Annotated in this window: 13 protein-coding genes; 9 read left to right on the top strand and 4 right to left on the bottom strand. The window is 27.3% G+C overall.

Annotated features, from left to right (window positions below; all coding sequences use genetic code 11):
- Nucleotides 1-246 (top strand): hypothetical protein (locus EK368_RS14970; RefSeq protein WP_165000445.1); only part of this gene is annotated, 246 nt, incomplete at its 5' end.
- A gap of 15 nt (nucleotides 247-261) precedes the next feature.
- Here EK368_RS14970 and EK368_RS12325 read toward each other — a convergent pair.
- A complete protein-coding gene (locus EK368_RS12325) occupies nucleotides 262-771 on the bottom strand; it encodes a CDP-alcohol phosphatidyltransferase family protein (protein WP_129600143.1) in 510 nt (169 codons plus the stop codon).
- A gap of 467 nt (nucleotides 772-1,238) precedes the next feature.
- A complete protein-coding gene (gene yiaA / locus EK368_RS12320; RefSeq protein ID WP_202976481.1) occupies nucleotides 1,239-1,709 on the bottom strand; it encodes an inner membrane protein YiaA in 471 nt (156 codons plus the stop codon).
- 599 nt (nucleotides 1,710-2,308) lie between these two features.
- Between yiaA and EK368_RS12315 the strand changes: the two genes are divergently transcribed.
- The 7 genes from EK368_RS12315 to EK368_RS12285 all read left to right on the top strand — a co-directional run bounded on the left by EK368_RS12315 (nucleotide 2,309) and on the right by EK368_RS12285 (nucleotide 9,629).
- A complete protein-coding gene (locus EK368_RS12315; RefSeq protein ID WP_129600139.1) occupies nucleotides 2,309-3,328 on the top strand; it encodes a replication initiation protein in 1,020 nt (339 codons plus the stop codon).
- 573 nt (nucleotides 3,329-3,901) lie between these two features.
- Entirely contained in the window at nucleotides 3,902-4,915 is a 1,014-nt protein-coding gene (locus EK368_RS12310) for an ABC transporter substrate-binding protein (RefSeq protein ID WP_129600137.1), read from the top strand.
- 60 nt (nucleotides 4,916-4,975) lie between these two features.
- Nucleotides 4,976-6,745 carry a choline/carnitine O-acyltransferase gene (locus EK368_RS12305; protein ID WP_202976480.1) on the top strand — a complete coding sequence of 590 codons (1,770 nt, stop codon included), beginning with the start codon at nucleotides 4,976-4,978 and terminating at the stop codon, nucleotides 6,743-6,745.
- 227 nt (nucleotides 6,746-6,972) lie between these two features.
- The gene (gene cudC / locus EK368_RS12300) at nucleotides 6,973-7,533 is read left to right on the top strand and encodes a choline uptake/conversion transcriptional regulator CudC (RefSeq protein WP_129600135.1); all 561 of its coding nucleotides are present in this window, start codon (nucleotides 6,973-6,975) and stop codon (nucleotides 7,531-7,533) included.
- A 259-nt stretch (nucleotides 7,534-7,792) separates the two neighbouring features.
- Complete coding sequence (locus EK368_RS12295) at nucleotides 7,793-8,164, top strand: hypothetical protein (RefSeq protein WP_129600134.1); 372 nt, start codon at nucleotides 7,793-7,795, stop codon at nucleotides 8,162-8,164.
- A gap of 369 nt (nucleotides 8,165-8,533) precedes the next feature.
- On the top strand, nucleotides 8,534-9,187 hold the full coding sequence (locus EK368_RS12290) for a hypothetical protein (protein ID WP_129600132.1): 654 nt from the start codon (nucleotides 8,534-8,536) through the stop codon (nucleotides 9,185-9,187).
- Nucleotides 9,188-9,425: 238 nt separating this feature from the next.
- Nucleotides 9,426-9,629 (top strand): Mor transcription activator family protein, encoded by a 204-nt coding sequence (locus EK368_RS12285; RefSeq protein WP_129600145.1) that lies wholly within the window; start codon nucleotides 9,426-9,428, stop codon nucleotides 9,627-9,629.
- Between the two features lie 1,156 nt (nucleotides 9,630-10,785).
- Here the strand turns inward: EK368_RS12285 and EK368_RS12280 are convergent.
- Both EK368_RS12280 and EK368_RS12275 read right to left on the bottom strand, forming a co-directional pair.
- Complete coding sequence (locus EK368_RS12280; protein WP_129600130.1) at nucleotides 10,786-11,085, bottom strand: hypothetical protein; 300 nt, start codon at nucleotides 11,083-11,085, stop codon at nucleotides 10,786-10,788.
- 26 nt (nucleotides 11,086-11,111) lie between these two features.
- Entirely contained in the window at nucleotides 11,112-11,675 is a 564-nt protein-coding gene (locus EK368_RS12275; RefSeq protein ID WP_129600128.1) for a hypothetical protein, read from the bottom strand.
- A gap of 533 nt (nucleotides 11,676-12,208) precedes the next feature.
- Between EK368_RS12275 and EK368_RS12270 the strand changes: the two genes are divergently transcribed.
- Nucleotides 12,209-12,766 carry a hypothetical protein gene (locus EK368_RS12270; protein ID WP_129600126.1) on the top strand — a complete coding sequence of 186 codons (558 nt, stop codon included), beginning with the start codon at nucleotides 12,209-12,211 and terminating at the stop codon, nucleotides 12,764-12,766.
- The last annotated feature ends 225 nt before the right edge of the window (nucleotides 12,767-12,991 follow it).

Here is a 12,991-nt window from a genome sequence, read left to right as displayed (position 1 = left end):
TATGATGAAAATGGTAAAAGTGAAGCAATAGAATTTTTTGAACCTACAGAAATCATCTTTAATAATGTTTCATTAATAAATAAAAATTATGATGACATTGTAAATGTATTTCAAAAATTAGATAGCCATCTTGATTTTGAAGAAAATATTGGATTTGTATGTCAAAAATATGATATTGGTATATTTGCACCTTATCGGATAGTTGAATCTGTGCTAGTAGGCAAAAAAGGATATTATGATTTTTAAATCAAAAGAAGAGAATCAAGGTGTCCCCTTGGTTCTTATTGTGAGCTGAATAATCAATTCTTCGATTGCTGATATACTTGCCACAACACAAATTATATACATTAACACAGTTGTATTAATATATGGAAGCAATATAGGAAACAGGAACAAAACTATACCAGCAATTTTATTTCCATAAGTGTGAATACTTGCAAAAGTTTTATATTTTTTCATTGCTATAAATATGGATGTTAATCTAATAATGGCAATTAAAATAATCCAAATGACAATTTTACTTGTAATATTTACAATCGGATAAATTAAAAATAATAATATACCTACCATTATCATGTCAGCTATTGAATCAAGCTTTGCACCCAAACTACTTGTTGTATCTGTCTTTCTGGCAATAAATCCATCTATAATATCGCTAAATCCACAAATTACATATATTAAGTAAAAGGCGAAGCTTAGTGGATTGGTATAAATTAACATCAGAGAAAAAATTATTCTACTAGAGGATATACAATTGGGTAGTAATTTCATCTAATCACTTCTCCTAAAATAAATCTTTATTAAAAAGAATCACAAGGGACAGGTACCCTCATTCTTTGGATAAAATAAATTCTTTTCATGAACTAACTAATCATTTTGTGCACAAAGAGAAAAAAGAATTATCTACTATTAATTATTTTTTTCTTAGTAGTCATTTTAAATTTCCTAAAAAGTTTTTAAAATAAAAAAAGTAAAAAATGTTTTTAAAATATTTAGATGGGTATCTATTAAATATCAAAACGAAAGGGGTGAGTCCACCAAAACATGAATGAATTACAATCAAATACAAAGTAAAAAGACAACTCTTTGATTCTTTATATTCAATAGAGTTGTCTTTTTACTTTGTATTAAAACAAAAGCTTCTTTTATGTTGTTTAAATAAATCTTTTAAATGTTTTAAGGACCCTAAATAGCTGCTTTTTTATGGTTAAAAGCTACATAGATTACAAAGATCAAGTTTAATTCTTCTCCCTTGCATTTTGTGTATCTCTTATGTTTTTTTGTACTGTTATTGCTGCAAATAAACTTAATGTAAAGGACATGGCATAAAAACCTTTTTCACTTAAAATGATACTGCCTGCATTTCGTAACCCTATTGTCATTAAAAATATTGATATTAGTAATGCAAACCAACTAATACCATAATAAATGCTTGTTACGGGTACACCTTCTTCTTTATCTCTTACGGCCTTTTGTAGAGATACAGCGGAATATAACCCAAATAATAGTGTTGCAAAGTAATACCCCTTTTCGTTTAACTGCATAGTAGGAGCATTATATAGCCCTATCATATAAGCGGATACCCCTATTAATAATGCTAAGTAAGATGCTCCTTTAAAAGCGGATGTAGGAGCACCTTCTTTTATTTCTTCATATTTTGTTTTTTGTTCTATTTCTTCTTTAACTACAGAAACATCGTTACTTTTCAATATTTATCCAACTCCTTTATTTTTTATTTCTATACATTTTGTATATTTATAGGATAGCTCTTTGAAATATTTAAATTCTTTTTATAGAATAAAGGGAATTATAGCTATTACTAGAGTAAAGTATAGTTTCTACTGTGTAAAGTCTTTTGTGTAATTTTAGGACTATATGCTTAGATATCCAAATAAACGTCCTTACGTTCTAAAGAGTTAAATATAACCTAAGGATACCTAAATATAACTTATAGATACTCAAGTTATATTTAGGTGTAAAAAAGTAATTCTACAAAATAACTTAGTATTTTTAGGTTATTTTTTTTTATTTTTAACAAAACATCTCTTTTTGTTGTTTTAAATGTTTTTAAATGTTTTATATGTTTTCTGAGCTCTAAAATCGTTGGTATTACTTGTCTTCAGAGTTTAAATATAACCTAAAGATACCTAAATATAACCTAAGGATACTCAAACATAACTTAAAGATACCAAAACATAACCTAAAGATACCGTAAAGATAACTTAATCATACCCAAATATAACTTAAATATTGAAAAGTTATAGTATGAAATATATAATAAGAAAGGGGAGTTTTAAGGAGGGGTATTATGTCTAAAAATTATATGGTGACAAAATCTAACGCATTAATAGAAGCAAGTTATAAACTGACATTGGGAGAACAAAAGCTTATTTTGTTATTAGTGTCTATGATACAACCAAGTGATAAGGAATTTAAAGAATATCAAATATCTGTAAAAGATTTTATGGAATCCTTAGATATAAAAAACAAGAATAAATACAAACAAGTAGAACAAATAACAAAAAACTTAATGACAAAAGTTTTGAGAGTACATAAAGAAAGGTCTACATTACAAATTAGTTGGCTATCTTCTGCTGAGTATTTTAAAGGCGAAGGTATGGTTGAGGTGTGTTTTGATCCAAAATTAAAGCCTTATTTATTACAGTTAAAAGAAAATTTTACGAGTTACAAATTAAAAAATATCATACGGTTAAAAAGTTATTATTCTATGCGAATTTATGAACTGTTAAAACAATATGAAAAAATTAGAGAAAGAGTTTTTTCATTAGTAGAATTAAGGGATATATTAGGAATGGAACCTAAACAGTACAAGCAATATGCAAATTTAAAACAAAAAGTTTTGCAAGTAGCACATAAAGAAATTAATAAAAAGACAGATATATACTTTGAATTTGAAGAAATCAAACAAGGACGAAAAGTAGATAAAATCAAATTTTACATAGAATCTAAAAATAATAAACTCCCTAAAGATGATGCTTTTAAAGAAATTGCAGCGACTGAAGATAAGAAAGCTGAATTTGATCCTTTTGTTTTTTCATTAAAACAAATCATAAAAGAAGATCTAACAGACGATGAATTAAAAGCTATATTAGACACTGCTAAATATGATATGACCACTATTATTAAAAAATATGAACTAGCAAAATCATCTACATATGACAATTTGGTAGGATTTTTGATTAGTGCTATAAAAAAAGATTACAAAGAACCAATCAAACAAACAAAGAATAATAGATTTCATAATTTTGAAGGAAGGACTTCAAAATATACAAAAGAAGAGCTTGAGGAAAAGCTAAGAATGAAATAAAAGACTTTTTTTAATGTTACTGCCTGTCTTTTTCAAAATACTTACTTTTTTATATCCTAAATTTAGCAATATCAAAGAATATATCAAATTATGATAGATTCTTTTTTTTATGTCTATAATTTGATAATCTTATTATATAATCATAAATTTCAAGAAAGGACTACTATGGCTAAAAAATATATTTATGTAAATGGTAAAATCCTTTCTTTTATAGATATTAACTCTATTACAGTAAATTAAACGATAGTTATTTCAAAGAAAAAAATAAAGCTTTATAAAAGTTATCACGGAACATCTAACCCGTTAGAATTTGACAAATAAGGGTATTTACGTATAGTATTGTATATAACAAAAGAAACGTTTCGAATATATCTAACAAAAGAAACTCTCGAAAACTTCCTATGATTAACTTACCTATCATTGCAAAATCAATTTTTTATCCCAATGTATAAAGTGATGCAAAACATTTTTATATAGACAAATGAAATTTAAAAAGATTTGAAAGGAGGAAAGATACAGCTAGATGATATCAATCTTTATTTACACAAAATAAAATAGGGGGAATTACAAAGTATGAAATTAAAAAAACATTTAATGATAATAATGTTATGGATGCTAATGGTTTCTATATTAGCAGCTTGTTCTCATCAAGCAAACAGTCAAAGTCAAGGTACAAAAGAGACTATTGTTTTTGCAGATGCTGGATGGGACAGTATTCGTTTTCATAATGCAGTAGCAAGGATGATCCTTGAAAAAGGATATGGATATCCAACGAATAAAATAATGGGGTCAGAACAAACATCATTGTTAGGATTAAGACGAGGGGACATTAATGTTTATACAGAGATCTGGACAGGAAATATTATAGATTTATATAATGAAGCCATTGAAAGTGGAGAGATTGTTGAATTGTCTATTAACTATTCTGATAATAAGCAAGGACTATATGTTCCAACTTATGTTATAAAAGGAGATCCTCAAAGAGGCATAGAACCAATAGCGCCGGAATTAAAATCTGTAAAAGATTTAGATAAGTATTGGAAAATTTTTAAAGATATAGAAGATCCAAAAAAAGGGAGAATCTATGGTTCAATACCTGGATGGACAGCAGATACAAGCCTACGAAAGAAAATGGAAAGCTATGGGCTAGACAAAAACTACAACTATTTTCAAGCAGGTTCAGCTCCCGCTTTAGCTGCATCCATTGCAGAAGCAATTGAAAAGAAAGAGCCTTGGTTAGGATATTATTGGGAACCTACTTGGATTACAGGGAAATATGATATGACATTACTTGAAGATGAACCTTATACAAAAGAAAAATGGGAGAATAACTATGCTTGTGAGTATCCATCACAGGATTTGACCATTGCAGTAAATAAAGAACTTTTAAAAGAAGCACCTGAAGTTGTAGATTTTTTAAAGCAGTATAAAACAAGTAGTGAAATTACAAGTAAGGCATTAGCTTATATGCAAGAGAATGAAGTAAATGCAGATAAAGCAGCAAAATGGTTTTTAAAAGAAAATGAAGACTTATGGACAAAGTGGGTTCCAAATGAAATAGCTAAAAAAGTAAAAAAAGCTATCTGATAATACTTAGAAAATAGTTTATAGATTCAATGAAAGAACAATTATACTAGGGGGAATTATATGAAAAGAACATTTGCTAATCAAGACAATCTACCTAAAATACCTATTCCTAAATTAAATGATACATGTAATAGATTTATAGAATGGGTTCAACCATTACTTACAGAAGAAGAGTTTCTTAAAACAAAAGAAATGGTTGAAAAATTCAAAAGTAAAGATGGGGATGGAAAAAAGCTACAAGAAGAGCTTATAAGGTGGGCAGAAAGAAACAATCTATCCAACTGGACAGCACCTCTTTGGGAGAATCTATATTTAGCATCTAGAAACCCTCTTATCATAGAGGGAAATGTTTTTTATATTATAAAAAATAAGCTAAAAGATTTAGGGGTTACACAAGAGTATATGGCTACTGCTCTTATTCTATCTGTTTGCAGATTTAAGGGTTTAATTGATCGAGAAGAATTAGATGTTGATTTACAAGAAGACAGACCTATTTGTATGCTTCAGTATAAAAGATTATTTTCTGCTACAAGGGTTGCTAGAAGAAAAAAGGATTTATTTAAAATAAAACCTTCTCAAAAATATATTGTTGTTTTATATAAAGGGCAAATATTTACCGTAGATGTAGAGATGGAATCAGGAGATATCAGGTCTTTTTTAGAAATTCAAGAGGATTTAAAGTATATCATAAATATGAGCAAAAGAATAGAAGGAGAAGGTCTGGGAATACTTACTACCATGAATAGAGATGAATGGGCAGATACGAGAACATCTTTATTTAAAATAGATGAGAGGAATAAAGTAAATATAGAAAAAATAGAAAATGCGATTTTTGTATTATGTTTAGATGATGAAAGTCCAAATAACTTAGAAGAAGCTTCCAATATGATGCTTCATGGGAATGGAAAAAATAGATGGTTTGATAAATCATTACAGTTTATAGTTTCTAAAAACGGAGAAATAGGGATCAATATGGAGCATACTGGGATAGATGGGTCTGTTATATCAAGATTTACCCAATGGATTTATGAAGATATGGATAAAATTCATATACATGAAAAAAAATATTTTCAAAATAGACCTGAAAAACTAACATTTGATTTAAATGATACATTGAAAAAACAAATCAGTAAGGCTTTCAATCAATTTAATGAAGTTGTTGCTAATACGCAAACAAGGGTATTTCATTTTGATCAGTTTGGAAAAAATCTAATAAAAACATTCGGAATAAGCCCTGATGCATTTGTTCAATTAGCTTTGCAATTGGCCCAGTATAAATTATATGGACGATGTTATAGCGTATATGAAGCAGTAATGACTAGAAAGTTTTTGGCAGGTCGTATAGAAGTGATGTATTGTGTATCTATGGAATCTATTGAGTTTATAAAAAATATGATATCTGATTGTTGTGATCATAATAAAAAAGCAGCATCTTTAAAAAAAGCAGCACAAAAACATGTAGACCGAATCAAAGAATGCAAAAATGGAAGAGGGATAGATGGCCATTTATTGGGATTACTCAACATGTATGATTCTTTTGGTAAGGAGATAGGGGTTGATAATTTACCCCCAATTTTTACGGATAAGGGATATGTAACATTGACTCATAGTACAATATGTACTAGTACAAGTTCTATAAAGGGATTAAAGCTAGCTGGATATGGACCTGTTGTTGAGGATGGGTTTGGTATTCGATATCTTAAAGAGAATGACTATATTTGTTTTAATGTAACAAGCAGAACCTATATGAAAGAAAAATTAAACAGGCTGGTACTCAATATAGAAGAGTCTTTGATAGAAATGGCGGAGATCATGAAGCTTTTATCTTAAAGTTTATTTATATTTTTAAGCCTAAGAGTGTAACAAAAGTGGAAGTTGCTTTCTTAGGCTTGTATTTATATAAAATAGCTAATAAAATGTATTGTATTAGCTATTTTATATAAATATTTGACAACTTATTGTATAGTGAATATATTAATACTGAGGAAAGACAAGAAACTTTTTTAATATTTCAAACAAAGTTAATAGAAAAGTAAATTGCAAAAGGAGTTACAAATATGGATAGAAAAGAAGAACTTGAAATAGAGGAAAAAATCGAAAAAAGTAAAGATACTGTGATTAATGCTATTGCTGAAACAATGGATTTATATGGTGTTACCAATTCTATTGCTCGTTTGTATGGAACTATGTATTTTCATAAAAATGCCATATCGTTAGATGAAATGAAAAATGAACTAGGTATGAGTAAACCTAGCATGAGTAAAGCTGTACGTACCTTATCTGAAAATAATTTGGTTAAAAAGGTTTGGCAAAAAGGTTCTCGTAAAGATTTTTATTTAGCTGAAAAAGATTTTTTTAAGTATTTTGCAACTTTTTTCTGTGAAAAATGGAATAGAGAAGTAAGGATAAATTTAGAAGCGATTTCAATGGTAGAAGAAAATTTAAAAGATGTTTTGAAGGATTCTAAAGCTAATGAAACAATCAAAGAAGAAGCCAAATATTATTGTCAGCAATTAGAAAAATCAAAAGAATATTATTTTTGGCTAGAGCGTTTATCTGAGAGTGTAAAATCAGGAGATATATTCAAATATATCCCAATAAAAAGTGAAGAATATTAGAAAAGGTTTCACAACAAAGCCCTTTAAGAAAAAATAAATTTTTTTAAGGGTTTTTTTTATTAATAGCTCATTCCCTTTACAGAATTTGAACAGAATATATACATATATATCTTAAATTTATTGATTCATTTTTTCTTATTTTCATGCTTGTCCACTATTCCGACAGAATTTTCAATATATTCATGATATGATTAAAGCAAAGAAATATTTATAAAGATGCTTTTATAAATATTTTTATAATAAAAAAGGAGTGATCAACATGAATACATCAATCAAACGCAAGAGTATATCATTTATAATGGGATGTCTATTATTACAACCTATGAGTGTATTTGCTGCAAAACCACTAAATAATACCACATATAATACTACATATCATAGCATTCAACCAGCTTCTATTACTGGGGCCGCTGTTGTAAAAGTTATAATAGAAGGAATAGCAATATATGTAACATGTGAAGTATCAAATGGTATTATAGAAGGAGTAACTGGAAACGATTTAAAAGGATGGTCAAAAGTAATTACAGAAACACTAGTAGGGAAAGCTTATGACGCTGTTAAAAATGGAATAACTATAAAAGATCATCCATGTTTAGGACCAAATCCACCAGGATCTTGTGGAAGGAAATAAGTCAGAATCTTGTGGAAGGAAATAATATGAAATTTATAATAAACATTATTTTAATCATATTAATATATATTATAAGTTTATACATTAAAGATTACTATGATATGGGATTTATAGGTACAATGTTAGTATTTTTGATTTTATATGTTATTTTAAATATATTCAAAAAACAATATCTTTAGAGCCTAAATTTTCAGGCTCTTTTTTTATGGAATCAAAGGGACAGGTACCCATCAGAATCAAAGGGACAGGTACCCATCATATTGATTACATATCATCTAAGAGTTTTTTATATATGGTAAAATAAGTATTGTACAGCTATAAAAAAATGAGAAATAATGATTATGAATAGGTTACTTGGGAGGAATAAAAATGAAAAAATTATTTTTAGTGGTATTGATATTATTAATGATAGTAATTTTAAGTGTAGGATGTAGCAAAGAAAAGTCACAGGAAGATAAAAAAACTGAAGTTGAAAACACTAGCGAAATAGAAAAACCATATACTTTTAAAGGAGAAACCCATATAAGTGTGGATGATAGAAGCTTGGTGTTAGAAGATGTTCCAAAGAATATGGCAGAAGAAACAGTCTTAAAAAACTTTTTATATAACATTACTAGTGAGTTCTCTAAAATGTTGGATAATAGGGGAGACGAAGACATACAAAACTCTGAGATTTTACTAGAAAATGAAGAGAAATCATTTAAAGATGGAATTTATATACAATCATATATTATCCATGAAATCTCTACTTTAAAAGAAAAAGAATATAATGAGGAAAAATTAGATAATGGTAAGTTAAATCCTTTGTATTACTATGATTGGAAAGAATGTGTAAAAAAATATAACTTAACAGAATATGAAATTGTTAATGTTAATTTTACACAAACTCATTCAAAAAAATCAAATGAACTAGGCCCACAATGGGGAGATGGAAAATATTATAGGAATTTTATAGTTGGGAAAACTGCTGATGATAATGTTTATAAGATTTTTGATTTTGGAATGATGTGGTCTAGACAATAGGAAATCAAAAAGTAAGATAAGACCTATATGTTATTCTTAAAATATAATATTTTCTGAGTAGTATTTAAAATGTCGAAATAAGTAAAAAGGAACAATAAATAATTTAAAGAACTTTATATAGAGTATACCTATCTTTGGAAATATTTTTAAGAAAATTCTTATGACTTTTTTTACGACTCTTTCTTTTCTTTCTTGATACAATTTTTACAAGGGGGCGAGGATCATTCATGATTTGTATATGATTTCTGATTTAATTGGTATAGAAAATACAAAAAAGCTTATGAAAGAGTTTGGAGGTAGTTCTATTTATATTCCTAGAGAGGATCGAGTAAGTAGAAACAAAAAGATTCTAAAGGAGTACAACGGCTACAACTCTCGTGAGCTTGCAAAAAAATATGGTCTTTGCCATAAAACCATTCAAAGAATTCTAAAGGAGGGGTAAGCATCGCTCTTTAGCCTATTATAATTTGATATTTATAATGTTTTCGCCTGTTTTTGATGGGATGAATATACCTTTAAAAGCTGAAAATATGTTAATAAATGGAATTTATTTGTAGTATAATTAGATATTAATTGTACGTTAAACTAATAGTTAGTACATTTATAGAGGAGGTTTTTTTATTAAAAAAATACTACAAAACCTAAAGCTTATTCTATTTACCCAATTATTTATAACAAACTTGGCAGTTTTTGGATTAATTGCAGTAAAAGTAGAAATGTATTCTATAGTAAAAGTTATATGTATTATTAATTTTCCAATATTCACAATTATGGGAATTAGTTCTCTTATTAATCCTGAACTTGTTATTGAACTAACTACTAAAAAGATATTAACAGCAAATAATATATTATATCAAAAAATAAAAGGTATTATATTTTTTATAATAGGAATATTATTTCTTGGAAGAATATTTAAGTAGCTCATATTGAAATACTCTCATTTAGAAATGAGAGTATTTCAATCAGCATAGATAGGTATTACTTCATATATTTTACCTTTTTTTTCTATTTCAAACCCTATTATTAAATCAGATAATATTTCATTGATAATAAATTTAATTCCATGTGAATTAATCACTGTACTTTCTTTTTCTATATTGGCTAAACTTAGCCCATATATTGGACCTCAACCATATGAGACTATACTTATTTTTATTTCATCATATGTAATTTATTGATTGTTTTGAACTTCTTTAATACTAGTAGTAGTTTCTCTATCTATTTTTATATACATTTTACATCTCGTTTTTAATAATGATCAAAATAACAATAGATTAAAGCATATATACTTTAATCTATTGTTATAATCTCTATACCTAGCTTATTTTAAGGCTATATGGTTTGTAATAATGACCTTGTCTTCCTTTGTTTGCGCAGTTAAATCGTACTTCTGCAGTCATTGATGTACCTCCATTATTTAATACTTCCTCAGATAATCTTAAAAATGCGAATGCGAAGCTATCAGAGAAGAATTATTTTTAAGCAACTTGTTGAAAATAGAGCAAATTTAAAAAAATCTATCTCGTATATCATACATACATCAATTTATAGATGTAGAGGATTTAGCGATCTAGATTTTCTTGTAAAGTGGTGTAGTTTTAATATATCTGCTTAATTATTTTAAATGCAGCAGTTACAGTCAAAGCAATAAATAATAAAGTATTATTAAAAATTATTTTATTCTGTTTTTCAGTTCTATAAGCTTTATATTTGATATTTATCATTGTTAGAACAATAGAACCAATAAAGGATAATGTAAATGTTATTATATTCAAAAGCAGTTGAATTTTTTCAATATCTATGATTAGGAATATTATTAAAACCATTAAAAAAGATATGGTTATAAATCCTTTACTAAGGATATCGTCATGAATTTGTTTTAAAAAATCTTTTTCCATGAGAATTTCACTTCCCATCAATTTAATTAATTATATGATGTAAATGAACCTAAATATTTCTCATATGAGCCAACAAAAGATACATGAAAGTAAAGTCTATGTATTGATTTCATATCTGGTCTAGATTGATGAATATTTTTATAGTAAATACTTCTACGATCGAATATATAAACACCAGTTTTAAAAACACCATCTACCATATAAGCCCCACTAATAGCTTTAATCGTACTTATTGAATCTGCTACTTTTAACAAAACTCCAATTTTATTTAAAGCTTTAAATCCTAATCCCCCTAGATCATAACGATATTCATCTTCACCTGCATATTGCCAATTATCAGATTTATTTTGTATAGAAAATCTATCTTGTATAGAATAAGATGGGATTTCAGATTTTTTTATGATTGTTGTTATATTCTTTCCATTTACAAATATCTCTCTATTTTCGTTCATTTCAATAGTTTGGATTTTGCCATTTTCAACTATTGTAAACTTTTTTGTTTCTTGTTTTGGTACTTCATTACTTAAATTTGTATAAGCATAAGCTCCTTGAACAGTTGTACTGAATGTTAATAAAAGAATAAATACCAATGATTAGTCTTTAGTTTTATTTTATTTTAACAAATAAATCAATATAAGTAAATATATTCAATTTAATGAACTGAATATTATATTTATTCAGAAGGGTTTTGACCTTAGTGTGAGTTTTACAGAATGGTTTAGGGGTCAATCCCCTTTGAAAAGGGGATTGTGGGGTGAAGGCAACGCCGAGGGGTGAAACCCCTGCTGTACACTCTCTATATATAGAGTGAGAGTAAATAGTACCAATATTTAATAAGAAATGCCTTAAGACCAAGCATTTGGAACTGTTTTAATAGTTATCAAATCTGATAACTATTAAAATCAAACTGGTCTATGCCCATTAGCTCTAACAATGTTTACATGAATGGTTGCCGTATCCCATATAGAGAAGTTTTTTAGTTTTGATAACAAATTTCGACAATATATTCTTTATGTATATGTTAATATTATGCTTGCATACATAATTATACATATAGGAGGAGTTACCAATTATAAAGAAAAGTATATCTTTAATATTATCTTTAATTTTAATTATTAGTAGCATGTCTGTAGTTTTTGCTGATGATACTAGTAATGATTTAGTAACAAAATTATCTACAGAATATAATTTAAAAACTGTTGATAAAATTCCTGAAGGAGTTCAACCTATAGTAATTAATTCAGAAGCAGATATGAAAGAGTATATGCAAAAAATTAATGATTTTAACAACCTTGATATAGAACTTGAGTTAGAACCTGAAAATAGTAGATTATTAAATTTAGCAAGGTCAAGTTCAGATTACACTAAATCATTATCTACATCAGAAAGCGTAGCTATAGGTGCAAAATTAAATTTAACTGCTAAAGTAAAAGTTAAAAATTGGAAAATTGATAGAGTATATAATGAAAGAATGTCTTTAACAGGTTTTACTGTAGGATTAGATGTTGATCCAAGAAGTATTGATATTGATGTAGATATTAGTTCAAATAAGAACTCAGTAACTATAGAGGGTGAATGTGAAGTAGACAATTACCTACTAGTAGATGGTATAGTAAAAATGTTTACTGAGACTAGATCACTTAGGTTAAATTATCAAGTAATTGATGCTATTGCAGGTTAACTAATAAAGTGAATGGTGTTAATACAATATCATCTATATTACAAATTAGTAATATATTGTTATTATGTTATGTAATATATATAATTCATAAACTAATAAAAAAATTATAAAAATATGTATGCAAAAGGGGTAAAGTGTACCCTTTGTCAAGGACGTTTTAAGAAAAGAACTAGCTAGCCATAAGATGATTTCTGTATTTAACAGGAGTCATCTTATTTAAATTCC

The organism is Anaerophilus nitritigenes (genome assembly GCF_004138215.1).
In the GTDB taxonomy this organism is placed as follows: Bacteria; Bacillota; Clostridia; order Peptostreptococcales; family Thermotaleaceae; genus Anaerophilus; species Anaerophilus nitritogenes.
The sequence above is the reverse complement of the archived record's forward strand: the minus strand, read 5'-3'. Positions and strand labels throughout refer to the sequence as shown.